The sequence below is a fragment of the Pseudomonas sp. S3_G06 genome, assembly GCF_054667565.1.
The window spans coordinates 5,258,014-5,281,203 of record NZ_CP162738.1 but is presented as its reverse complement, the minus strand read 5'-3'; the positions used below and the strand labels follow the sequence as shown (position 1 = coordinate 5,281,203).

The following is a 23,190-nucleotide window of genomic DNA, read 5'->3' as shown; positions in this document are numbered from 1 at the left end:
AAGCAGCTGCAAGTTTCCAGCTACAGGCGGCAAGTGAAAGCCGATCCGTTTTAGCTTGGAGCTTGCGGCTTGAAACTTGAAGCTGCGGCTAAGGACGCCTCTGTGAATCAAAACTGGCATGGCACCCTGATTCGCCACATGCTGTTGCTGGTCACCGCCTGCCTGGTGATCGGCCTGATCACCGGCTATTACGGCTGGAGCCTCGCGGCGGGTCTGGGACTTTATCTGGCCTGGACGCTCAAGCAATTGCTGCGTCTGCACGAATGGCTGCGCCAGCATCAACCCGACGAAGCACCGCCCGATGGCTATGGTCTGTGGGGCGAGGTGTTCGACAGCATCTATCACCTGCAACGCCGCGACCAACGGGTGCGCGGGCGTCTGCAAGCGGTGATCGACCGGGTGCAGGAATCCACCGCCGCGCTGAAAGATGCAGTCATCATGCTCGACAGCGACGGCAATCTCGAATGGTGGAACCGCGCCGCCGAAACCCTGCTCGGCCTGAAGACTCCGCAGGACAGCGGCCAACCGGTGACCAACCTGGTGCGCCATCCGCGCTTCAAGGAATACTTCGAGCAGGACAGCTTCGCCGAGCCATTGGAAATCCCTTCGCCGACAAACGATCGCGTGCGCATTCAGCTGTACCTGACCCGCTACGGCAACAATGAACACCTGATGCTGGTCCGCGACGTGACGCGCATTCATCAGCTGGAACAGATGCGCAAGGACTTCATCGCCAACGTCTCCCACGAGCTGCGCACACCGCTGACGGTGATCTGCGGCTATCTGGAAACCCTGCTCGACAATGTCGAAGAAGTGAACCCGCGCTGGAGCCGTGCCCTGCAGCAGATGCAGCAACAGGGCGGGCGCATGCAGACGCTGCTCAACGACTTGCTGCTGCTGGCCAAGCTCGAAGCCACCGATTACCCGTCGGACAACCAGCCAGTGCAGATCGATACACTGCTGCAGTCGATCACCAGCGACGCTCAGCAATTGTCGGGCGCGAAGAATCAGCACATCACGCTGGAAGCCAATGCCGGCGTGCTGCTCAAGGGCAGCGAAGCGGAGTTGCGCAGTGCGTTTTCCAATCTGGTGTTTAACGCGGTCAAGTACACACCGGCCGAGGGCAACATTCGGATTCGCTGGTGGGGCGACGATCAGGGCGCGCACCTGAGCGTGCAGGATTCGGGCATCGGTATCGACAGCAAACACCTGCCGCGCCTGACCGAACGTTTCTATCGTGTGGATTCCAGCCGCAACTCCAACACCGGCGGCACCGGCCTCGGCCTGGCCATCGTCAAACACGTGCTGTTGCGCCACCGCGCACGCATGGAGATCAGCAGCGTGCCCGGCCACGGCAGCACGTTCACCTGCCATTTCGCCCCCGCCCAGGTGGCCAGCACACGGGCCATCAGCGCCGCAGAGTGATGCCGCCCGGCACACGCCACTAGGCAATTGCCCAGTCAGCCGCTACATTGGCTGACTTGCGCCTGCCTTTCAGGCGCTGCTTTCCCTTACTTTCGAATCACACGGAACCTGCAAAACTCCATCATGGACCCTTCCCCTGGCTTGTCCCTCGCTACCCTTTTCGCCGACTTCGGCATGATTCTTTTTGCTCTGATCCTGGTGTTGCTCAACGGCTTTTTCGTTGCGGCGGAATTCGCCATGGTCAAACTGCGCTCGACCCGGGTCGAAGCCATCGCCGAGCAGCACGGCTGGCGCGGCCACATTCTGCGCACCGTGCACAGTCAGCTCGATGCCTATCTCTCGGCGTGCCAGTTGGGTATTACCCTCGCCTCCCTCGGCCTGGGCTGGGTCGGCGAGCCGGCATTCGCGCACATCCTCGAGCCGCTGTTGAGCGCAGTCGGCGTCGATTCGCCGGAAATCATCAAAGGCGTCTCATTTTTCACCGCTTTTTTCATCATTTCCTATCTGCATATCGTGGTCGGTGAACTCGCGCCGAAGTCGTGGGCAATCCGTAAACCGGAACTGTTGTCGCTGTGGACGGCAGTGCCGCTGTACCTGTTCTACTGGGCGATGTACCCGGCGATCTACCTGCTCAACGCCAGCGCCAACGCGATTCTGCGTATCGCCGGGCAAGGTGAACCCGGCCCGCACCATGAACACCATTACAGCCGCGAAGAACTGAAACTGATCCTGCACTCCAGCCGTGGCCAGGATCCCAGCGATCAGGGCATGCGCGTATTGGCCTCGGCAGTGGAAATGGGCGAGCTGGAAGTGGTCGACTGGGCCAACTCCCGCGAAGACCTGATCACCCTGGAGTTCAACGCGCCGCTGAAGGAAATCCTGGCGATGTTCCGTCGCCACAAGTTCAGCCGTTATCCGGTGTACGACAGCGAGCGCCAGGAGTTCGTCGGCCTGCTGCACATCAAGGATCTGCTGCTGGAACTGGCCGCACTGGACCACATTCCCGAGTCGTTCAACCTGGCCGAGCTGACCCGCCCGCTGGAGCGCGTATCGCGGCACATGCCGCTGTCGCAGCTGCTGGAGCAGTTCCGCAAGGGCGGCTCGCACTTCGCCGTGGTCGAGGAGGCTGATGGCAACATCATCGGCTACCTGACCATGGAAGACGTGCTGGAAGTGCTGGTTGGCGATATTCAGGACGAACACCGCAAGGCTGAACGCGGCATCCTCGCCTATCAGCCGGGCAAGTTGCTGGTGCGTGGCGATACGCCGTTGTTCAAGGTCGAGCGCCTGCTCGGCATCGATCTGGACCACATCGAAGCGGAAACCCTCGCCGGGCTGGTCTACGAAACTCTGAAACGGGTGCCGGAAGAGGAAGAAGTGCTGGAAGTCGAAGGCCTGCGGATCATCATCAAGAAGATGAAAGGGCCGAAGATTGTCCTGGCCAAGGTGTTGATGCTGGATTGATGGGAGTTTGGGGGGCTCTTGTGGCGAGGGGATTTATCCCCGTTGGACGGCGCAGCCGTCCCAAAACCATTGAATGCAGTCAGTTAGTACAGTGTTGCAATATTTGGGGCCGCTTCGCGGCCCAACGGGGATAAATCCCCTCGCCACAAAAACCCTCAACATCCTATCGCGCCTACTGCTTGCCCAGCGCAAAGTTGGGCAACGCCCCCAGCGGCTGGTTGAACTGATAGGGAATCGACACCAGCCCTTCGCCGGTATTGCGCTGCACCACGAAATGCAGGTGCGGGCCGCTGCTGTTGCCGGTGTTGCCGGACAGCGCCAGCGGGCTGGCGACCTTGACCCGCTGGCCTTCGCGCACGCTCACCGAACCCTGTTTCAGATGCAGGTATACGCCCATGGTGCCGTCGTCGTGCAGCACCCGCACGAAATTGCCGGAGGCATCGGTGCCGCGTCCGCTCTGGGAGTTCTCGGTCTTGACTACCACTCCCGCTCGCGCGGCGATGATCGGCGTGCCCACCGGCATGGCGATGTCCATGGCGTAGCGGTTTTTCGGCCCGTAGTGGCTGTACTGGCCGTTGGCGCCCTGGCTCAGGCGAAACGGCCCGCCACGCCAGGGCAGCGGATAGCGATAGCTCTGTGCGGTGCCTGCGGGGTCGCCCAGTGAATACTGGAACTGCGGCGAATACACCAGCGGCTGGTCACGACTGATCGCCGTCAGCAGCGCCAGCCGCGTGTTGCTGCGCGGTGGCAGCACACGACGGATCGCTCGCGACGGCGCGCCACGCACATTGCTCGTGCCGATGAAGGCCAGGGCAACCTCGACCGGCGCGTACAGATCGTTGCGCGCAAACACTACGTCGACGCCCTTCTGCTTCTTGATGTCCAGGTACACCTGGCGGTCGAGGCGCTCGACCATGCGGTCCTGAAACACGAACACTTTCGCGCCTTTGCTCGGGCGGTCGCTGTACGAGACCACGCCGTTGGCGTCGGTGGATTTGTAGATGGTCATGGCCATCGCCAGCTGGGAGGCCAGGCAGAGACCGCAGAAAAACAGCAGGCGCGCGAGCATGGGCAAAAGTCTGTCGAAGGAAGGCCTGGGAATCAGCCTAGCAGCTGAGACAGACCAGGCTAGTCGACAGATGTTTCAAAATGGCCAGCGCGGGAGATGGGTGGTGTTTCGGCTGGCCCTTCGCGAGCAGCCTCGCGCCCACATTTGGAATGCGTTCCAAGGTGGGAGCGAGCCTGCTCGCGAAGGCGGCCTATCAGGCGATGAAGATCACGCGCCGGGTACGAAGTGCTTCTGGGCCGTGCCACGAGCGATCAGGCGCGAGATGTAGTCGAGCTTCTGCGCGTCCTGGTCGACGAAGCGGAAGGTCAGTTGCAGCCAGTCGCTGTCGGCTTTCTGCTCGTGGGCGACGATGGCGTGCAGGTAACCGTTGAGGCGCGCGATCTCGGCGTTGTCGCCCTGCTCCAGATCGAGCACGGCGCTGTCGAGAATCTGCGGCAGGGTCTCGGTGCGTTTCACTACCAGCAGCGCCTCTTTGATGCTCAAGGCCTTGATCACGCATTGCTGAGTACCGCTTGGAAGGCGCAACTGGCCCTGACCGCGACCGCCCACCGGCGCCTTGGATGCACCGGGTGCCTGAACTGGTGGGCTGTTGAGCAAACCGCGCGATGGCGCAGCGGCTGCCGCAGCTGCAGCGGCAGGCTTGGCAAACGGATTGGCCGCCGCAGCAGCCGGAGCACCACCGACCACGGCAGGCTTGCCGCCGGTCAGTGCGCTCAGCGAGTCGTTGCCGAACGCCGAATTCATCTTGGTCGGCGCGCTGTTCATCAGGGTGTCGAGCTTGCCGACCTTGTTCAGTGCCTGCTTGACCTTGGTCAGCAGTTGCTCGTTGGTGAACGGCTTGCTGACGTAGCCGGAAACGCCGGCCTGAATCGCCTGAACGACGTTTTCCTTGTCGCCCCGGCTGGTCACCATGACGAACGGCATGGTCTTGAGATTGTCCTGCTCGCGGCACCAGGTCAGCAATTCGAGGCCGGACATTTCCGGCATTTCCCAATCGCACAACACCAGGTCGAAGGCTTCTCTGGCCAGCATGGCCTGGGCCTTTTTACCGTTCACGGCGTCCTCGGTGCGGATCCCCGGGAAGTAATTACGCAGGCACTTTTTCACCAGGTCACGAATGAACGAAGCATCGTCCACGACCAACACACTGATCTTGCTCATCCAACACCCCTATTAAAATCCCGGCAAGCATAACGCTGGCTGATGGCACATTGCCAAAACTCTTCAGTCACGCCGGGACTTTTCGTTCGCGGGTGCTGCTTTTTAATTCGGTTGTACCTATGAAAAGCACAAACAAAAACGCCCGGCCAAAGGGCCGGGCGCTTTTCTCAGGCAATCTTACTTATCGTCAGCTTCGCCCGGAACATTAGCGGTTTCGGCGCTGGTGCCTTCAACTTCTTCTTTCATGCGCTTGAGGCCCATGTGCCGCACGTCGGTGCCGCGCACCAGGTAGATCACCAGTTCGGAGATGTTGCGCGCATGATCGCCGATGCGCTCCAGCGAACGCAGAACCCAAATGATGCTCAGCACCCGCGAGATAGAGCGCGGGTCTTCCATCATGTAGGTGGCCAGCTCACGCAAGGCGGTTTTGTATTCGCGGTCGATGATCTTGTCGTACTGCGCCACCGATAAGGCCAGATCGGCGTCGAAACGCGCGAAGGCGTCCAGCGCATCACGCACCATGTTGCGCACCTGGTCGCCAATGTGACGAACCTCGACGTAACCGCGCGGCGCTTCGCCTTCTTCGCACAACTGGATGGCACGACGGGCGATCTTGGTGGCTTCGTCGCCGATACGCTCAAGGTCGATCACCGACTTGGAAATGCTGATGATCAAACGCAGGTCGGAGGCTGCCGGCTGACGACGGGCGAGAATGCGCAGGCATTCTTCGTCGATGTTGCGTTCCATCTGGTTGATCTGGTCATCGATCTCACGCACCTGCTGAGCCAGGCCGGAGTCGGCCTCGATCAGCGCCGTGACCGCGTCGTTGACCTGCTTCTCGACCAGCCCGCCCATGGCAAGGAGGTGGCTGCGCACTTCCTCCAGTTCGGCGTTGAACTGCGCGGAAATGTGATGGGTAAGGCCTTCTTTGGAAATCATTGTTCGCTCCGCGAAAGTTGCAAGCTTCAAGCTGCAAGCTTCAAGCAGTTATGTGTAAGTCCTGATATCGCACCAATTCTTTCTTGCCGCTTGAAGCTTGCGGCTTGCAGCTGCCCCAATCAGCCATAGCGACCGGTGATGTAGTCTTCGGTCTGCTTCTTCGCCGGATTGGTGAACAGGGTATCGGTGTCGCCGAATTCCACCAGTTTGCCCATGTACATGAACGCGGTGTAGTCGGACACCCGTGCCGCCTGTTGCATGTTGTGGGTAACGATGACGATGGTGAACTTGGACTTCAGCTCGTAGATCAGCTCTTCGACTTTCAGCGTCGAGATCGGGTCGAGAGCCGAGCACGGTTCGTCGAGCAGCAGCACTTCCGGCTCGACCGCGATGGTGCGCGCGATTACCAGACGCTGTTGCTGACCGCCGGAAAGGCCGAGGGCCGAGTCGTGCAGACGGTCTTTGACCTCGTCCCACAGTGCTGCGCCTTTCAACGCCCACTCAACGGCCTCGTCGAGGATGCGCTTCTTGTTGATGCCCTGGATGCGCAGGCCATAGACCACGTTTTCGTAGATGGTCTTCGGGAACGGGTTGGGCTTCTGGAACACCATGCCGACGCGACGACGCAGCTCGGCCACGTCTTCGCCCTTGCGATAGATGTTGTTGCCGTACAGGTTGATCGCGCCCTCGACGCGGCAGCCGTCGACCAGATCGTTCATCCGGTTGAAGGTACGCAGCAGCGTCGACTTGCCGCAGCCGGACGGGCCGATGAACGCGGTCACGCGCTGCTTGGGGATGTTCATGCTGACGTCGAACAGGGCCTGCTTCTCGCCGTAGTACAGGCTCAGGCCCGGTACTTCGATGGCAACGGTTTCCTGCGCCAGGTCCAGGCTCTGCTTGTCGCGGCCCAGGGCAGACATGTTGATGCCGTGGCTGTGTGTTTCGTGCTGCATGGGGTTCTCACTCCGTTCGTAGCTGCAAGCTTCAAGCTGCAAGCTGCAAGTTTTGAGCAAAGCGGCAAGCAGCACTTTCTTGCCGCTTGTAGCTTGCCGCTTGTGGCTTATGAGTTAGCTATCCAGTGCTTTGTATTTTTCGCGCAGGTGGTTGCGGATATACACCGCCGACAGGTTCAGCGTCGCGATCACCAGCACCAGCAGCAGCGCGGTGGCGTACACCAGCGGGCGGGCTGCTTCGACGTTGGGGCTCTGGAAGCCGACGTCATAGATGTGGAAGCCCAGGTGCATGATCTTCTGGTCCAGGTGCAGGTACGGGTAGTTGCCGTCCACCGGCAGCGACGGCGCCAGTTTCACCACACCCACAAGCATCAGCGGCGCCACTTCACCGGCGGCACGGGCCACGGCGAGGATCATCCCGGTCATCATGGCCGGGCTGGCCATCGGGATAACGATTTTCCACAGCGTTTCCGCTTTGGTCGCACCGAGGGCCAGCGAACCTTCACGCACGGTGCGGGGAATCCGCGCCAGACCTTCTTCGGTCGCCACAATCACCACCGGCACTGCCAGCAGCGCGAGGGTCAGCGAAGCCCAGAGCAGGCCCGGCGTACCGAACGTCGGCGCCGGCAGAGCTTCAGGGAAGAACAAGCGGTCCACCGAACCACCGAGTACGTAAACGAAGAAACCCAGACCGAACACGCCGTAAACGATCGCCGGTACGCCGGCGAGGTTGTTCACCGCGATGCGAATAACGCGAGTCAGGGTGTTCTGCTTGGCGTATTCGCGCAGGTACACCGCTGCCAGCACGCCGAACGGGGTGACGATCATCGCCATGATCAGGGTCATCATCACGGTGCCGAAGATCGCCGGGAAGATCCCGCCTTCGGTGTTCGCTTCACGCGGGTCGTCGGAGAGGAATTCCCAGATCTTGCTGAAGTAGAAACCAACCTTGGTCAAGGTGCTCATGCCGTTTGGCTGGTAGGCATGCACGACTTTGCCCAGACCGATTTCGATTTCCTTGCCGTTGGCGTCACGGGCGGTCAAGGCGTCGCGGTTGAACTGTGCATGCAAATCAGACAGACGTGCTTCGATGTCCTTGTAGCGCGCGTCCAGTTCGGCGCGCTCGGATTCCATGTCCGCTTGTGCGGTGGCGTCGAGTTTGCCTTCCAGCTCGAGTTTGCGCCCATGCAATCGGATGCGTTCAAGACCGGCGTTGATCGCGCCGATGTCGGTTTTTTCCAGCGTCTTCAGTTGAGCCGCGAGATCGTTCACCCGATCGATGCGCGCTTGCAGTTCAGGCCATGCGGCCTCGCCCTCGGCGATGACCTTGCCATCCTGTTTGACGTTGACCAGATAGCCGTAGAAGTTGCCCCACTCGCGACGCTCGATCGCCATCAATTCTGGCGGTGTGGTCTGCTTGGTCAGCCACTCGCCGACGATCCAGGTGAAGTCGTTGCCGTTCAGGTCACGGTTGCCGACCTTGATCAGCTCGCGGGTCATGAATTCCGGGCCTTCGTCAGGCACCGGCAGACCGGCGCTCTTCAGACGCGCGCGCGGTACTTCTTCTTTCTGCACCACTTCGCCGATCACCAGGTGATTGGCCTGGCCCGGTACGTCGTAATGGGCGTGGATCAGGTCCGCCGGCCAGAAGTGACCGAGACCGCGCACGGCAATCACCGCCAACAGGCCAATGGTCATGATGACCGCGATGGACACCGCGCCACCGCTGATCCAGACGCCCGGGGCGCCGCTCTTGAACCATCCTTTCAGGGAGTTCTGTTTCACAGACTTCTACCTTTGCTTAAAGCGACGAGTATTTCTTGCGCAGACGCTGACGAATCAGTTCTGCCAGGGTGTTCATGACGAAGGTGAACAACAGCAGCACCAGCGCCGAGAGGAACAGCACGCGGTAGTGGCTGCCGCCGACTTCCGACTCGGGCATTTCCACCGCGACGTTGGCGGCCAGGGTGCGCAGGCCTTCGAACAGGTTCATCTCCATGACCGGGGTGTTGCCGGTGGCCATCAGCACGATCATGGTTTCGCCGACCGCGCGGCCCATGCCGATCATCAGCGCCGAGAAGATGCCCGGGCTGGCGGTCAGGATCACCACGCGGGTCATGGTCTGCCATGGCGTCGCACCGAGGGCCAGCGAACCCAGGGTCAGACCGCGCGGCACGCTGAACACGGCGTCTTCGGCGATCGAGTAGATGTTCGGGATCACCGCAAAACCCATGGCCAGACCGACCACCAGAGCGTTGCGCTGGTCGTAGGTGATGCCCAGGTCATGGGAGATCCACATGCGCATGTCGCCGCCGAAGAACCAGTTCTCCATGAACGGGCTCATGTACAGCGAGAGCCAGCCCACAAACAGGATCACCGGAATCAGCAGCGCACTTTCCCAACCGTCCGGGACTTTCAGGCGGATCGATTCGGGCAGGCGGCTGAAGGTGAAGCCGGCGACCAGAATGCCGATCGGCAGCAACATCAGCAGGCTGAAGATGCCCGGCAGATGCCCTTCTACATATGGAGCCAAGAACAGACCGGCGAAGAAACCGAGGATCACCGTCGGCATCGCTTCCATCAGCTCGATCACCGGTTTGACCTTGCGGCGCATGCCCGGGGCCATGAAGTACGCGGTGTAGATCGCCGCAGCGACGGCCAGTGGCGCGGCCAGCAGCATGGCGTAGAACGCGGCCTTCAGAGTGCCGAAGGTCAGTGGCGAGAGGCTCAGTTTCGGTTCGAAATCAGTGTTGGCCGCAGTCGATTGCCAGACGTATTTAGGCTCGTCGTAGTTCTCGTACCAGACCTTGCTCCACAGCGCGCTCCACGATACTTCCGGGTGCGGGTTGTCGAGCAGCAGCGGTTGCAGCTTGCCGCCGGCTTCGACGATCACTCGGTTGGCGCGTGGCGACAGACCGAACAGGCCTTGGCCTTCAACCACCTGATCGACCAGCAACGTGCGGTGTGCGGTGCTGTGGAACACGCCGAGTTTGCCACTGGCATCGAGGGCGAGGAAGCCTTTGCGGCGCTCTTCGGCAGCGATTTCAACGATCGGCGTGGTGCCCATCTGGAAGGTGCGGATCTGCTTCAGACGCTGCTCGCCATCGGTATCGCGGGCCATGAACCACTGGGCCAGACCGCCCTTGGAATCGCCGATGATCAGCGAAATACCGCCGACCAGCTGCGCGGTGGCAGTGACTTGGGCGTCGGCATTTTCCAGCAGTTTGTAGCGCCCGTTGAGGCTCTTGTCGCGCAGGCTGAACACGTCGGCCTGGGCACGACCGTTGACCACGTACAGCCACTGCTGGCGCGGGTCGACGAAGATGTTTTTCACAGGCTCAGTCATCTGCGGCAGATCGATGCGCGTCTGCTCGTTGGTGACTTCGCCGGTCATCATGTTTTCTTCGCTGGTCAGCGACAGCACGTTGAGTTGTGAGCCAGTGGAGCCGACCAGCATCAGCGTCGAGTCGGTGGCATTGAGGCTGACATGCTCCAGCGCACCGCCGCTTTCGTTCAGCGCGATCGGTGCCTCGCCATAGGGATATTCGATGGCCGGGCTGATGGTTTTCTTGCCATCGGGGTAGCTGACTTTATAGGTGTGACGGAACACCAGCGCCTGACCGTTGGACAGCCCCACGGCCACCAGCGGATGACCCGGCTGGTCTTCGCCAATAGATGTCACGGTAGCGCCCGCTGGCAGCGGCAGATCGACACGCCTCAATTCAGCGCCACTGTCGAGATCGAAGAACAGCGCCTGGCCCTTGTCGGATACACGCATGGCCACCTGATTCTGCTCTTCGAGCGAGATCATCAGCGGCTTGCCCGCGTCCTGCATCCAGGCCGGGGTGATCGAGTCTTTCGCGGTCAGGTCGGCACCTTGAAACAACGGCGCTACAACGTAAGCGAGGAAGAAGAAGATCAGGGTGATGGCCGCGAGCACCGCCAGGCCGCCAACGAGGACGTACCAGCGGGTGAAGCGATCCTTGAGCGCGCGGATGCGGCGCTTGCGTTGCAGCTCAGGCGTATTGAAATCAATGCGCTTGGGAGGGGAAGACGTAGTCATTGGGGAATTGGCCAGATCATTCATGCGCACACCCTAGCGATCCTGTATGACAGAAAGATGACAGTGCAGTGACGCAGCAAATCCGCCAGCCGGAAGTCCGGCAGCGGAGTCGAAAATTTGGTGGTTGCAGGAGCGCGTCTGCTCGCCAAGGCGTCGGGTTCAGTCACATCGATAGAGCATGTGACCCCCCTTCGCGAGCAGGCTCGCTCCCACAGGAGTCCGGCTTCAGGCCGGCCTCAGGGTGTTACTTCTTGGCGACAGCGCCGCCTTCCTGCAGACCGAGGTCAGCCAGTGCCTTGGCGGCAACCTTGGCTGGCAGCGGGATGTAGCCGTCTTTCACTACCACTTCCTGGCCCTGCTTCGACAGCACCAGTTTCACGAACTCGGCTTCCAGCGGAGCCAGAGGCTTGTTCGGGGCTTTGTTGACGTAAACGTAGAGGAAGCGCGACAGCGGATACTTGCCGTTCAGGGCGTTTTCTTCGGTGTCTTCGATGAACTCGCCGCCTTCTTTCTTGGCCAGGGCGACGGTTTTCACGCTGGCGGTCTTGTAGCCGATGCCCGAGTAGCCGACGCCGTTAAGCGAGCTGCTGATCGACTGCACCACCGACGCCGAACCTGGTTGTTCGTTGACGTTAGGCTTGTAGTCGCCTTTGCACAGGGCTTCTTCCTTGAAGTAGCCGTAGGTGCCGGACACCGAGTTACGGCCGAACAGCTGGACTGGCTTGTTGGCCAGGTCACCGGTCACGCCCAGGTCACCCCAGGTCTTGACGTCAGCTTTGGCACCGCACAGACGCGTCGAGGAGAAGATCGCATCTACTTGAGCCATGGTCAGGTGCTTGATCGGGTTGTCCTTGTGCACGAACACCGCCAAGGCATCGACGGCAACCGGGATTGCGGTCGGCTTGTAGCCGTACTTCTGTTCGAAAGCCTGTAGCTCGTTGTCCTTCATCTTGCGGCTCATCGGGCCCAGGTTGGCGGTGCCTTCGGTGAGTGCAGGTGGCGCGGTGGAAGAACCGGCAGCCTGAATCTGGATGTTGACGTTCGGGTATTCTTTTTTGTAGTTCTCAGCCCACAGGGTCATGAGGTTGGCCAGGGTATCGGAACCGACGCTGGACAGGTTGCCCGACACACCAGTGGTCTTGGTGTAGCTCGGGATAGCAGGGTCAACAGCGGCGAACGCGTTGGCAGTCGCAACGCCAGCAGCGACGAAAGTCATTGCCGCCATCAAACGCTTCAGTTTCATGCCTTACTCCTAGCAGATAGGGTGTGTTAAGTCGGGGCCAAGTATCAGCAGGCCATGTGAACACTCTATGGCTGAAATATGACAATTGGATGAAAGGCCAGCATCGGGTTTTGCTGGATGATTTGTGGCGTCCCCATTCGCGAGCAGGCTCGCTCCCACAATTGAAATGCATTCCAACTGTGGGAGCGAGCCTGCTCGCGAAGTGGCCGGTATTGGTGGAGTAGATCCTGGGCTTTAGCGCCCCTTCTTCCAGAGCCAGGCGCCTACCACAATCCCCATCCCGCACAGCACCGCAACATAGTAAGCCGGCCCCATCGCGCTTTCCTTCAGCAGCAGGCTCACCACCATCGGCGTCAAGCCACCGAAGATCGCGTACGCGACGTTGTACGAGAACGACAAGCCACTGAAGCGAACCACCGGCGGGAACGCTTTGACCATCACGTACGGCACCGCGCCGATGGTGCCGACCAGCAAACCAGTCAGTGCGTACAGCGGGAACAGCCAGTCCGGGTGGTCGGCGAGGCTGTGGTAGAAGGTCCAGGAGCTGATCAGCAGGCCCAGGCAACCGAACACGAATACGCGACCGGCGCCGAAGCGATCAGCCAGTGCGCCGGCGCCAATGCAGCCGAGGCTGAGGAAGACGATGGCCAGGCTGTTGGCTTGCAGCGCCGTGGTCGGCGAGAAGTGGTAGACCGTTTGCAGCACGGTCGGGGTCATCAGGATCACTACGACGACGCCGGCCGACAGCAGCCAGGTCAGCAGCATCGAAATGGCGATGGCGCCGCGATGATCCCGCAGCACCGCGCGCAACGGCACTTCTTCTGCCAGTGCCTTGCGCAGTTGCAGTTCGGCGAACACCGGAGTTTCGTGCAGCCAGCGACGCAGGTATACCGAGAACAGGCCGAACACGCCGCCGAGCAGGAACGGGATCCGCCAGGCGTAATCCGACACTTCGGCTGGCGTATAAATGCTGTTGATCGCCGTGGCGACCAGCGAGCCGAGGAGGATCCCGGCAGTCAAACCGCTGGTGAGCGTGCCGCAGGCATAACCGATGTGCTTTTGCGGTACGTGTTCGGAAACGAAGACCCACGCTCCCGGCACCTCGCCGCCAATCGCCGCGCCCTGGATCACCCGCATCAGCAGCAACAGGATCGGCGCCCAGATGCCGATCTGCGCGTAGGTCGGCAGCAGGCCCATGATCAGGGTTGGCACGGCCATCATGAAAATGCTCAGGGTGAACATTTTCTTGCGCCCCAGCAGGTCACCGAAGTGCGCCATGACGATGCCGCCCAAAGGGCGCGCCAGATAGCCGGCAGCAAAGATGCCGAACGTCTGCATCAAGCGCAGCCACTCGGGCATGTCGGCCGGGAAGAACAGCTTGCCGACGACGGTGGCGAAGAAGACGAAGATGATGAAATCGTAGAACTCCAGCGCCCCGCCGAGGGCGGACAGCGACAGAGTCTTGTAGTCATTGCGGGTCAACGGTCGTGCGGGTTGCTCGGGCTGCGCGAGGCTCGAAGGCGCTGTGGTCATGGCAAGGGCTTCTCTTATAGTCGAATCTGTCGCCACAACAACGCTGGCGGTGGCTCGGACAGGTTCGGCACCATAGCAAATTGTTCGAAAAAGCACATAGAGGCGCGTAATTGACGGTCGAAATCAGAACCGGGTGGTCGTCGCGGGGTCTATCGACCGATATACTCGCCACCTGCGCAGGATTTGTAAGAGGTTGCTGTGCGAAAACGTTGTTGGCCCGTCCTTTGCTCGGGATTTAGCCTTTTTCGCAGAGTTTCCCTTTAGGCGCCTGATGGAAAACGTGACGAACGCAGTGTGTTCGGTGTTGAATCGTTTTTCTTGAAGACGGCTACCACCCGCAATACCCACGAAGAGTCACGGGTCAGAGGCCCCTCGGCATGATAGAGCTCGAACAAGAAGATCCGATCCCACAGGGCGACCTGGCCCTGCAAATCACCGCACTTCCCCGCGAAACCAACGGCTTTGGCGATATTTTCGGCGGCTGGCTGGTCGCGCAGATGGATCTGGCCGGCACTGCCATGGCCAGCCGGGTGGCCGGCGGCCGCGTTGCCACTGTCGCCATCGACCGCATGGCGTTCCTCGTCCCGGTCGCGGTCGGCGCGCAGTTGTCCTTTTATACCCAGACCCTGGAAATCGGCCGCAGCTCGATCCAGATGATGGTCGAAGTGTGGAGCGATGACCCACTGTCCAGCGAATGGCGCAAGGTCACCGAAGCGGTTTTCGTTTTCGTCGCCATCGACGGCAGCGGTCGCACCCGTTCGGTGCCGCCACGCGCGCGTTAAACCTCGCGGCCGTTTTGCGGTCGATAGTCGTCCCCAGTGTCTGATCGAGAGTTGCCCATGAACACGCCCAACGTTGAAGCCGTGAAACAGGATGAACTGAACTGCTGGCGCATCCGCCACGGCAAGGCCGAAGTGCTGGTGGCCCAGCAAGGCGCGCACATCCTCAGTTATCAGATCGACGGCCAGCCGCCGATCATCTGGCTCAACGACAAGGCCGAGTTCAAGACCGGCAAAAGCATCCGCGCCGGCGTGCCGGTGTGCTGGCCGTGGTTTGGCAAATTCGAACGCAATCCGAGCAGCGTGCAGGCCATGTACACCGGCGCGCAACCGGCTCCCGCGCACGGTCTGGTGCGGGCGATGGATTGGCAGTTGGGCAACATCGAATCAGAGGCTGACGGCATCAAAGTCGAGTTCAAGCTGCCCTATCCGGAAGGTGGCCTACCGGGCTGGCCCCACGAAGTCGATCTGACCCTGACCCTGCATCTGGCGGATCAACTGCATTACAGCCTGACCAGCCATAACCGTGGTACTGACAGCGTCACGCTGAGTCAGGCGCTGCACACCTATTTCGCCGTGAGTGACGTGCGCAATGTGCATGTCGACGGCGTGGCCGGGCTCAACTACATCGAGACCCTGGATGACTGGAACACGGCCAGCCAGAGCGGCGATCTGCATTTCGCCGGCGAGACCGACCGCATCTACCTCGACGTTCCGCCGCAATTGACCATCGTTGATCCAACCTGGGAACGACGCATCGTGCTGACCTCTACCGGCTCGCGCACGGCGGTGATCTGGAACCCGTGGATCGACCGCGCCGCCGCCCTGCCGGACATGGACAACGATGGCTGGCAGCGCATGCTGTGCATCGAAACGGCGAATGTGATGGATGATCTGGTGACTCTGGCGTCGGGGGCGAGCCATACGATGGGTGTCAGCGTAGCTGCTACGCCGCTCTAAGCTCTAGCACCATACAAAAGGGCAAAGAGCCCTGTGGTGAGGGGATTTATCCCCGCTGGGTCGCGCAGCAGGCCCCCGCTTTTTTTAAATCAAAAGCTGGGGCCTGCTGCGCAGTCCAGCGGGGATAAATCCCCTCGCCACAGATAAATCCCTTCACCACAGATAAATCCCCTCACCAAAAAGGCTCGCTCCTAAATTTATGTGCGGCGCGCTTTAGAGGTCAGCCTCCTGCACCACCCGCACCTTTTCCGCCTCCAGCGCATACGCCGCATCAGCGAGGTCATTGCTGACCTTCTCGATCTTCAGCGTGCCGGTCACCCACAGCGGTGTGTAGATATCGTCCAGCTTCAAACCCTTCGGATATCGCACCAGCACCAGTTGATTGGGCGGCGGTGGCGGTACGTGGATGCAGGCGCCCGGATACGGCACGAGGAAGAACAACGTGCTGCGGCCCTTGGCATCGGACTCCAGCGGCACCGGGTAACCACCGATGCGGATGTGCTTGTCGTTCATCGACGCCACGGTTTTCGTCGAATACATCACCGCCGGCAGACCTTTGGCCTGCTTCATCCCGCCTTTCTCGGTGAAGGTGCTGGTGGCTTCGGGGGAGTTGTGGTCGATTTCCGGCATGGCCTCGAGGGCCTTTTGATCCGACTTGGGCATCAGTTCCAGCCAGTCGGTTTCCGGCAGTTCGCCGGCGTGGGCGAGATAGCTGCCCAGTAAGAGGAGAGTCAACAGAAGACGGCGCATGAAGGTGCTCGGCAGGCAAAGGAATGGACGGTGAGTCGCCGTGCATTCTAGCCCTCCCGGCCGCGCTGGCCGAGAGGGCTTGGTCGCTTTCGATCAGTTCTTTTTGATCAGACCGTAGATCACCAGCAACACGACAGCGCCGACCAGTGCGCCGAGGAAACCCGCGCCCTCGCCCGCCTGATAGATGCCCAGAGCCTGGCCGCCGTAGGTGGCTGCCAGCGAACCGCCGATACCGAGCAGGATGGTCATGATCCAGCCCATGCTGTCATCGCCCGGTTTCAGGAACCGAGCCAGCAGGCCGACGATCAAGCCGATAAAGATGGTTCCGATAATTCCCATGGCATTTCCCTCTGATTTGGTAGATATGCCAAAGCCTAGACAGACTTTGGCATCCTGCCATGAGAGAACGGCGGCCCCTGAATGGTTCCGCCGCTGCCACATGAAACTGGTTTACTCGGCGATCAGCGCTTGGACCTTGATGATCTGCGCTTGCAGCGTGGCCATGTCGGCGCAGCGCAGGTTGGCATGGCCGACCTTGCGCCCGGCCTTGAAAGCTTTGCCGTAGTGATGCAGATGGCAGTCTTCGATGGCGATGACTTTTTCCACCGGCGGCACTACGCCGATGAAGTTGAGCATCGCGCTCTCGCCGACCTTGGCGGTCGAACCCAGCGGCAGGCCGGCCACGGCACGCAGGTGGTTTTCGAACTGGCTGCACTCGGCACCTTCGGTGGTCCAGTGCCCGGAGTTGTGCACGCGCGGGGCGATTTCGTTGGCTTTCAGGCCACCGTCGACTTCGAAGAACTCGAAAGCCATCACGCCGACGTAGTCGAGATGTTTGAGCACACGGCTGGAATAATCTTCCGCCAGCTCCTGCAACGGGTGATCGGTGCTGGCCACCGACAGCTTGAGGATGCCGCTGTCGTGGGTGTTGTGCACCAGTGGATAGAACTTCGTTTCACCATCGCGGGCACGCACGGCGATCAGCGACACTTCGCCGGTGAACGGCACGAAGCCTTCCAGCAGGCAGGCAACGCTGCCCAGTTCGGCGAAAGTACCGGCAACATCTTCCGGCTTGCGCAGGACTTTCTGGCCCTTGCCGTCGTAACCCAGGGTGCGGGTTTTCAGCACGGCCGGCAGACCGATCAAAGCGACGGCGGCGTCCAGGTCGGCTTGTGACTGGATGTCGGCGAAGGCCGGGGTCGGAATGCCGAGGTCCTTGAACATGCTCTTTTCGAACCAGCGATCACGAGCGATGCGCAGGGCTTCGGCGCTCGGGTACACCGGCACGAATTGCGAAAGAAACGCCACGGTTTCGGCTGGGACGCTTTCGAATTCGAAGGTCACCAGATCGACTTCATCGGCCAGTTGGCGCAGATGATCCTGATCGCCGTAATCGGCCCGCAGGTGTTCGCCCAGCGCGGCCGCACAGGCGTCCGGCGCAGGGTCGAGAAAAGCGAAGTTCATCCCCAGCGGAGTGCCCGCCAGGGCCAACATGCGACCCAACTGGCCGCCACCGATTACACCGATCTTCATTTCAACAACCTCAGGCAATACGTGGGTCTGGATTGTCCAGGACGCTGTCTGTCTGCTCGGCACGGAAGGTTTTCAGTACCGCGTGAAATTGCGGGTGCTTGGCGCCGAGGATGCTCGCCGAGAGCAGGGCGGCGTTGATCGCGCCAGCCTTGCCGATGGCCAGGGTGGCAACCGGAATGCCCGCCGGCATCTGCACGATCGACAGCAGCGAATCGACGCCCGAGAGCATGGCCGACTGCACCGGCACGCCCAGCACCGGCAGGTGGGTCTTGGCCGCACACATGCCTGGCAGGTGGGCTGCGCCACCGGCACCGGCGATGATCACCTCGATGCCGCGGCTTTCAGCCTCTTCGGCGTACTGGAACAGCAGATCCGGGGTGCGGTGGGCAGAGACCACCTTGACCTCGTACGGGATGCCGAGCTTTTCCAGCATATCGGCGGTGTGGCTAAGGGTGGACCAATCGGACTTGGAGCCCATGATCACGCCAACCAGTGCACTCATCGTCGCGCCTCTTCTCTCTGGAGCGCCCGCAGGCGCGTCATAAAACAACAAGCCACGCAGGTTGCGTGGCTTGATTGTACGAAAAATGGCCGGACGTGCCGGCCGAAGGCCGCGCAGTATACCGCAAAGAAAGCAATAAACAGCCCCCGAAACGACCATCTGTCATCTGCCGCAAAAGCCCGGTTTTATTGACCTGAAGGTCAGCCAAAAAGATCAAAAGATCGCAGCCTTCGGCAGCTCCTACAGGGATATGCATTCCAATGTAGGAGCTGCCGAAGGCTGCGATCTTTTCAGGAGGCTTGCGCAGCGCCGCCCTCAAGCTTGCGCCACAGCAACCGCACGTTGGCCTTGCGTACCAGGGCGCAGCGGTACAGGCGGATCTCCAGCGGCACATGCCATTGCGGGCCGCCGCACACCACCAGTTCACCGCGGGCCAGCTCTGCGCGTACGCTCAGTTGCGGCACCCAGGCGATGCCGAGGCCTTCCAGCGCCATGCTTTTCAGGCTGTCGGCCATGGCGGTTTCGTAGATCGTGGTGAAGCGCAACTGGCGCTGGCGCAACAATCCATTCACCGAACGGCCGAGAAACGCCCCGGCGCTGTACGCCAGCAACGGCACACTCGCCTCGCCTTCCAGATCGAACAGCGGTTTGCCATCCAGATCTGCCGCGCACACCGGCAGCATCTCGGTCTGGCCTAAATGCAGCGACGGGAAGATTTCCGGGTCCATCCGCATCGCCGAATCCGGATCGTAGAACGCCAGCATCAGATCGCAGCCACCTTCTCGCAAAGCGTGCACGGCGTCGCCAACGTTGGTCGCCACCAGCCGTGTGGCGATGTTCAGCCCTTCGTTACGCAACTGGGCGATCCAGCGCGGAAAAAAGCCCAGCGCCAGCGAGTGTGCCGCCGCCACCTGCATCACCTCGCCCTGCCCGCCTTCCAGATGATGCAGATGGCGCAGCACTTCACCAAGTTGTTCGACCACGGTGCGCGCGGTCACCAGGAACAACTGCCCCGCCGCCGTCAGTTCGACCGGCGTGCGCGAGCGATTGACCAGGGTCAGCCCCAGCGCCGCTTCGAGGCTGCGGATCCGCCGACTGAATGCCGGCTGGGTCACGAAGCGCCGTTCGGCCGCCTGCGAGAAGCTGCGGGTGGCGGCCAGGGCACTGAAGTCCTCGAGCCATTTGCTTTCCAGATTCATCACGTCCTCCCGGACACGCACCAAAACAGGTCACACGTCTGCCGCACAGGCGGCGTCACATGGGCATTATGCCGAATGTGCATAGGGCAGTGCTGAACAGCATTGGCCCAAAAATCCCCACAAGCCTAGCATTCGCAGCGTTCCGGCACAGACCGGGTCCTTATCGAGATGATTTCTATCATGTCCTCCGCTGCATCTTTCCGCACAGAAACCGACCTGCTTGGCGCCCTCGAAGTACCGGCCCATGCGTATTACGGCATCCAGACCCTGCGAGCGGTGAACAACTTCCGCCTCTCGGGCGTTCCGATTTCGCATTACCCGAAACTGGTTGTGGGCCTGGCGATGGTCAAACAGGCCGCCGCTGACGCCAACCGCGAGCTGGGTCACCTGAGCGAAGCCAAGCACGCTGCCATCAGCGAAGCCTGTGCGCGATTGATCCGCGGCGATTACCACGAAGAGTTCGTGGTCGACATGATTCAAGGTGGCGCCGGCACCTCTACCAACATGAACGCCAACGAAGTGATCGCCAACATTGCTCTGGAAGCGATGGGCCACGAGAAAGGCGAATACCAGTACCTGCACCCGAACGACGACGTGAACATGGCGCAGTCGACCAACGACGCCTATCCGACGGCGATCCGTCTGGGTCTGCTGCTCGGCCACGACGCGCTGCTGGCCAGCCTCGACAGCCTGATCCAGGCCTTCGCGGCCAAGGGCAAAGAGTTCGACCACGTCCTGAAAATGGGCCGTACCCAGCTGCAAGACGCCGTGCCGATGACCCTCGGCCAGGAATTCCGCGCGTTCGCCACCACCATGGGCGAAGACCTCGCGCGACTGAAGACGCTGGCCCCGGAACTGCTGACCGAAGTCAACCTCGGCGGCACCGCGATCGGCACCGGCATCAACGCCGACCCGCGCTATCAGGCACTGGCTGTTCAACGTCTGGCTTTGATCAGCGGCCAACCGCTGGTACCGGCCGCCGACCTGATCGAAGCGACCTCCGACATGGGCGCCTTCGTGCTGTTCTCCGGCATGCTCAAGCGCACCGCGGTCAAGCTGTCGAAGATCTGCAACGACCTGCGTCTGCTGTCCAGCGGCCCACGCACCGGCATCAATGAAATCAACCTGCCGGCGCGTCAGCCAGGCAGCTCGATCATGCCCGGCAAGGTCAACCCGGTGATCCCGGAAGCCGTGAACCAGGTCGCGTTCCAGGTCATCGGTAACGACTTGGCGCTGACCATGGCAGCCGAAGGCGGCCAGCTGCAACTGAACGTGATGGAGCCGCTGATCGCTTTCAAGATCCTCGATTCGATCCGCCTGCTGCAACGTGCCATGGACATGCTGCGCGAGCACTGCATCGTCGGCATCACCGCCAACGAAGCGCGCTGCCGCGAACTGGTCGAGCATTCGATCGGTCTGGTCACCGCACTGAACCCGTACATCGGCTACAAAAACGCCACCCGCATCGCCCGTATCGCCCTTGAAAGCGGCCGCGGCGTGCTGGAACTGGTGCGCGAAGAAGGTCTGCTCGACGAAGCCATGCTCGCCGACATCCTGCGCCCGGAAAACATGATTGCCCCGCGTCTGGTTCCGCTCAAAGCCTGAGCCGACGCGAACTTGTAGCACCGCTCACCAGGTCGAGGGACTAGACACCTCTCACCTTTTGAGGGCTTGGGGATTTTGTCCCCGGGCCCTTTTTTTTAACTGTTTGATCCTGAGACCCGAACGTAGGGGGACTGAACAATATGGAGGTGAGCCCTTGTGGCGAGGGGATTTATCCCCGTTGGGCTGCGAAGCGGCCCCGATACCAACAATAAAGATGTACCAGAAACACCGCGTGCAATGGTTTACGACTGCTTCGCAGCCGAACGGGGATAAATCCCCTCGCCACAAACGCCAAGTGTTTCAAAGCTTCGTTTCGTCGCTTGCACCACTACCGTGCAGACGGGCGCGCCACTGATCGGTATAGTGCCGCCCCTCTTCGCGTGAGCGGTCGTCGGTAACGAGGCCATAACCCATGCGAAACCCGAACTAATAACAAAACCCGCGATATGGATCCGGGACGAAACCTTCGCCTCACCCGTCGTGCCGCGCGCAGACCGGTGTAACACGATGTTTCTCCGCTCCAGCATTTGCACCCACAAAAAACAGCGAGGATAAATCCATGCTCGAAGTCATCAACGACTTCCTCTCAGGGAAAGTACTGATCGTGCTCATTGTCGGGCTCGGTAGCTACTTCACGATTCGCTCGCGTTTCGTTCAACTGCGTCATTTCTTCCACATGTTCGCGGTTTTCCGCGACAGCCTCAAAGGCAGCGCCGGGCAGCTCAGCTCGTTTCAGGCCTTGATGCTCAGCCTCGCCGGCCGCGTCGGTGCAGGCAACATTGCCGGTGTCGGCATCGCCGTGACCCTCGGTGGTCCTGGTGCGGTGTTCTGGATGTGGGTGACCGCACTGGTCGGTATGTCCAGCAGCTTCTTCGAGTGCACCCTGGCCCAGGTCTACAAGCGCGCCGATGGCGACGGCCTGTACCGTGGTGGCCCGGCGTATTACATCCAGCACGGGCTCAAGCTCAAGGGCATGGCGATAGTCTTCTCCGTTCTGCTGCTGGTCACCTACGGCTTCGCCTTCATCGGCCTGCAGTCCTACACCGTGACCCACTCGCTGCAGAACGCCTTTGACTTCAACCCACAACACACCGGGATCGTCCTCGCGGTGCTGCTGGCCATCACCTTTATCGGCGGGATCAAGCGCATCGCTTCGGTCTCCGACCTGCTGGTACCGATCAAGACCCTGGCCTACATCGGCGTGACCCTGTACGTGATCGGCACCCAGATCGAACACGTACCGGCCATGCTGGAAACCATCTTCAAGAGCGCCTTCGGCCTCGACCCGGCCTTTGCCGGTCTGCTCGGCAGCGCCATTGTCATGGGCGTGAAGCGTGGCGTGTTCGCCAACGAAGCGGGCCTGGGCAGTGCGCCGAACGTCGCCGCTGTGGCTGCGGTGAAACACCCGGGCGCGCAGGGCGTGGTTCAGGCTTTCAGCGTGTTCCTCGACACCTTCGTGATCTGCACCTGCACCGCGCTGCTGATTCTGCTGTCGGGCTTCTACACCCCGGGCTTCGAAGGTGACGGCATCGTCCTGACCCAGAACTCGCTGGCCGCCGTGGTCGGTGACTGGGGTCGCATGTTCGTCAGCGTCGCGCTGTCGCTGTTCGTCTTCACCTGCATCCTCTACAACTACTACCTGGGCGAGAACAGCTTGCAGTTCCTCAGCCGCAACCGCGCCCTGCTGATGCTGTTCCGCGGCCTGGTGCTGGCGCTGGTGGTGTGGGGTTCGATGCAGGACCTGACGACGGTATTCGCCTTCGCCGACATCACCATGACCTGCCTGGCCTTCGTCAACCTGGTGGCCCTGGCCATGCTGTTCAAGGTCGGCCTGCGGGTAATGCGCGACTACGACGAGCAGCGTCGCGCCGGCGTCAAACAGCCAGTGTTCGACTCGAGCAAATTCGCCGACCTGGATCTGGATCGCAACGCCTGGCCGGTCAATCCGCCAGCAGCGGCGGGCCAGACTGAAACTGCGCCGCAAGGCGTACCTGCAGCGCAACGCTGACAGG

19 protein-coding genes are annotated in these 23,190 nt (G+C 61.1%); 6 read left to right on the top strand and 13 right to left on the bottom strand.

Annotated elements, in window-relative coordinates:
- Nucleotides 1-138: 138 nt before the first annotated feature.
- Entirely contained in the window at nucleotides 139-1,425 is a 1,287-nt protein-coding gene (gene phoR, locus AB4N47_RS23500; protein ID WP_341638298.1) for a phosphate regulon sensor histidine kinase PhoR, read from the top strand.
- A 123-nt stretch (nucleotides 1,426-1,548) separates the two neighbouring features.
- Nucleotides 1,549-2,889, top strand: coding sequence for a hemolysin family protein (locus AB4N47_RS23495; protein ID WP_039757308.1), 1,341 nt, complete (start codon nucleotides 1,549-1,551; stop codon nucleotides 2,887-2,889).
- A 172-nt stretch (nucleotides 2,890-3,061) separates the two neighbouring features.
- On the opposite strand, the gene AB4N47_RS23490 is transcribed toward AB4N47_RS23495, so the two are convergent.
- The 8 genes from AB4N47_RS23490 to AB4N47_RS23455 form a co-directional block, all read right to left on the bottom strand.
- Nucleotides 3,062-3,958 carry a peptidoglycan DD-metalloendopeptidase family protein gene (locus AB4N47_RS23490; protein WP_130901929.1) on the bottom strand — a complete coding sequence of 299 codons (897 nt, stop codon included), beginning with the start codon at nucleotides 3,956-3,958 and terminating at the stop codon, nucleotides 3,062-3,064.
- A gap of 207 nt (nucleotides 3,959-4,165) precedes the next feature.
- Nucleotides 4,166-5,119 carry a response regulator gene (locus tag AB4N47_RS23485; RefSeq protein ID WP_341638196.1) on the bottom strand — a complete coding sequence of 318 codons (954 nt, stop codon included), beginning with the start codon at nucleotides 5,117-5,119 and terminating at the stop codon, nucleotides 4,166-4,168.
- Between the two features lie 177 nt (nucleotides 5,120-5,296).
- Nucleotides 5,297-6,058, bottom strand: coding sequence for a phosphate signaling complex protein PhoU (gene phoU / locus AB4N47_RS23480; protein ID WP_016772483.1), 762 nt, complete (start codon nucleotides 6,056-6,058; stop codon nucleotides 5,297-5,299).
- A gap of 119 nt (nucleotides 6,059-6,177) precedes the next feature.
- A complete protein-coding gene (pstB, locus tag AB4N47_RS23475; protein ID WP_016772482.1) occupies nucleotides 6,178-7,011 on the bottom strand; it encodes a phosphate ABC transporter ATP-binding protein PstB in 834 nt (277 codons plus the stop codon).
- A gap of 114 nt (nucleotides 7,012-7,125) precedes the next feature.
- On the bottom strand, nucleotides 7,126-8,796 hold the full coding sequence (gene pstA, locus AB4N47_RS23470) for a phosphate ABC transporter permease PstA (RefSeq protein WP_016772481.1): 1,671 nt from the start codon (nucleotides 8,794-8,796) through the stop codon (nucleotides 7,126-7,128).
- Between the two features lie 16 nt (nucleotides 8,797-8,812).
- A complete protein-coding gene (locus AB4N47_RS23465; protein ID WP_341638197.1) occupies nucleotides 8,813-11,098 on the bottom strand; it encodes an ABC transporter permease subunit in 2,286 nt (761 codons plus the stop codon).
- A gap of 220 nt (nucleotides 11,099-11,318) precedes the next feature.
- Nucleotides 11,319-12,317, bottom strand: coding sequence for a phosphate ABC transporter substrate-binding protein PstS (locus tag AB4N47_RS23460; protein ID WP_016772480.1), 999 nt, complete (start codon nucleotides 12,315-12,317; stop codon nucleotides 11,319-11,321).
- A gap of 234 nt (nucleotides 12,318-12,551) precedes the next feature.
- Nucleotides 12,552-13,850 (bottom strand): MFS transporter, encoded by a 1,299-nt coding sequence (locus AB4N47_RS23455; RefSeq protein ID WP_073470879.1) that lies wholly within the window; start codon nucleotides 13,848-13,850, stop codon nucleotides 12,552-12,554.
- Between the two features lie 377 nt (nucleotides 13,851-14,227).
- Here AB4N47_RS23455 and AB4N47_RS23450 point away from each other — a divergent pair, with 377 nt between their 5' ends.
- The gene (locus tag AB4N47_RS23450) at nucleotides 14,228-14,632 is read left to right on the top strand and encodes an acyl-CoA thioesterase (RefSeq protein WP_003229628.1); all 405 of its coding nucleotides are present in this window, start codon (nucleotides 14,228-14,230) and stop codon (nucleotides 14,630-14,632) included.
- A 57-nt stretch (nucleotides 14,633-14,689) separates the two neighbouring features.
- Nucleotides 14,690-15,589, top strand: a complete 900-nt coding sequence (locus AB4N47_RS23445; protein WP_341638198.1) for a D-hexose-6-phosphate mutarotase — start codon at nucleotides 14,690-14,692, stop codon at nucleotides 15,587-15,589.
- 213 nt (nucleotides 15,590-15,802) lie between these two features.
- Here AB4N47_RS23445 and AB4N47_RS23440 read toward each other — a convergent pair whose 3' ends face one another.
- From AB4N47_RS23440 to AB4N47_RS23420, 5 genes are all read right to left on the bottom strand, one after another.
- A complete protein-coding gene (locus AB4N47_RS23440; RefSeq protein WP_341638199.1) occupies nucleotides 15,803-16,339 on the bottom strand; it encodes a DUF3299 domain-containing protein in 537 nt (178 codons plus the stop codon).
- Between the two features lie 93 nt (nucleotides 16,340-16,432).
- Nucleotides 16,433-16,678 (bottom strand): GlsB/YeaQ/YmgE family stress response membrane protein, encoded by a 246-nt coding sequence (locus AB4N47_RS23435; RefSeq protein WP_016772475.1) that lies wholly within the window; start codon nucleotides 16,676-16,678, stop codon nucleotides 16,433-16,435.
- Between the two features lie 111 nt (nucleotides 16,679-16,789).
- Complete coding sequence (locus AB4N47_RS23430; RefSeq protein ID WP_341638200.1) at nucleotides 16,790-17,872, bottom strand: 5-(carboxyamino)imidazole ribonucleotide synthase; 1,083 nt, start codon at nucleotides 17,870-17,872, stop codon at nucleotides 16,790-16,792.
- Nucleotides 17,873-17,882: 10 nt separating this feature from the next.
- Complete coding sequence (gene purE, locus AB4N47_RS23425; RefSeq protein WP_007920220.1) at nucleotides 17,883-18,374, bottom strand: 5-(carboxyamino)imidazole ribonucleotide mutase; 492 nt, start codon at nucleotides 18,372-18,374, stop codon at nucleotides 17,883-17,885.
- Nucleotides 18,375-18,664: 290 nt separating this feature from the next.
- Nucleotides 18,665-19,573 (bottom strand): LysR substrate-binding domain-containing protein, encoded by a 909-nt coding sequence (locus tag AB4N47_RS23420; protein ID WP_341638201.1) that lies wholly within the window; start codon nucleotides 19,571-19,573, stop codon nucleotides 18,665-18,667.
- Between the two features lie 180 nt (nucleotides 19,574-19,753).
- Between AB4N47_RS23420 and aspA the strand changes: the two genes are divergently transcribed.
- Nucleotides 19,754-21,178, top strand: a complete 1,425-nt coding sequence (gene aspA, locus AB4N47_RS23415) for an aspartate ammonia-lyase (RefSeq protein WP_016772472.1) — start codon at nucleotides 19,754-19,756, stop codon at nucleotides 21,176-21,178.
- Between the two features lie 559 nt (nucleotides 21,179-21,737).
- The gene (locus tag AB4N47_RS23410; protein WP_016772471.1) at nucleotides 21,738-23,186 is read left to right on the top strand and encodes an alanine/glycine:cation symporter family protein; all 1,449 of its coding nucleotides are present in this window, start codon (nucleotides 21,738-21,740) and stop codon (nucleotides 23,184-23,186) included.
- The last annotated feature ends 4 nt before the right edge of the window (nucleotides 23,187-23,190 follow it).

Excerpts from the sequence above, each read along its gene's own strand:
- AB4N47_RS23455 (WP_073470879.1), bottom strand. The coding sequence starts at position 13,850 with ATGACCACAGCGCCTTCGAGCCTCGCGCAGCCCGAGCAACCCGCACGA.
- phoU (WP_016772483.1), bottom strand. The coding sequence starts at position 6,058 with ATGATTTCCAAAGAAGGCCTTACCCATCACATTTCCGCGCAGTTCAAC.
- aspA (WP_016772472.1), top strand. The coding sequence starts at position 19,754 with ATGTCCTCCGCTGCATCTTTCCGCACAGAAACCGACCTGCTTGGCGCC.
- AB4N47_RS23430 (WP_341638200.1), bottom strand. The coding sequence starts at position 17,872 with ATGAAGATCGGTGTAATCGGTGGCGGCCAGTTGGGTCGCATGTTGGCC.
- AB4N47_RS23490 (WP_130901929.1), bottom strand. The coding sequence starts at position 3,958 with ATGCTCGCGCGCCTGCTGTTTTTCTGCGGTCTCTGCCTGGCCTCCCAG.
- AB4N47_RS23485 (WP_341638196.1), bottom strand. The coding sequence starts at position 5,119 with ATGAGCAAGATCAGTGTGTTGGTCGTGGACGATGCTTCGTTCATTCGT.
- AB4N47_RS23440 (WP_341638199.1), bottom strand. The coding sequence starts at position 16,339 with ATGCGCCGTCTTCTGTTGACTCTCCTCTTACTGGGCAGCTATCTCGCC.
- purE (WP_007920220.1), bottom strand. The coding sequence starts at position 18,374 with ATGAGTGCACTGGTTGGCGTGATCATGGGCTCCAAGTCCGATTGGTCC.
- AB4N47_RS23420 (WP_341638201.1), bottom strand. The coding sequence starts at position 19,573 with ATGAATCTGGAAAGCAAATGGCTCGAGGACTTCAGTGCCCTGGCCGCC.
- phoR (WP_341638298.1), top strand. The coding sequence starts at position 139 with ATGCTGTTGCTGGTCACCGCCTGCCTGGTGATCGGCCTGATCACCGGC.
- AB4N47_RS23445 (WP_341638198.1), top strand. The coding sequence starts at position 14,690 with ATGAACACGCCCAACGTTGAAGCCGTGAAACAGGATGAACTGAACTGC.
- AB4N47_RS23435 (WP_016772475.1), bottom strand. The coding sequence starts at position 16,678 with ATGGGAATTATCGGAACCATCTTTATCGGCTTGATCGTCGGCCTGCTG.
- AB4N47_RS23450 (WP_003229628.1), top strand. The coding sequence starts at position 14,228 with ATGATAGAGCTCGAACAAGAAGATCCGATCCCACAGGGCGACCTGGCC.
- AB4N47_RS23410 (WP_016772471.1), top strand. The coding sequence starts at position 21,738 with ATGCTCGAAGTCATCAACGACTTCCTCTCAGGGAAAGTACTGATCGTG.
- AB4N47_RS23495 (WP_039757308.1), top strand. The coding sequence starts at position 1,549 with ATGGACCCTTCCCCTGGCTTGTCCCTCGCTACCCTTTTCGCCGACTTC.
- pstB (WP_016772482.1), bottom strand. The coding sequence starts at position 7,011 with ATGCAGCACGAAACACACAGCCACGGCATCAACATGTCTGCCCTGGGC.
- AB4N47_RS23460 (WP_016772480.1), bottom strand. The coding sequence starts at position 12,317 with ATGAAACTGAAGCGTTTGATGGCGGCAATGACTTTCGTCGCTGCTGGC.
- AB4N47_RS23465 (WP_341638197.1), bottom strand. The coding sequence starts at position 11,098 with ATGAATGATCTGGCCAATTCCCCAATGACTACGTCTTCCCCTCCCAAG.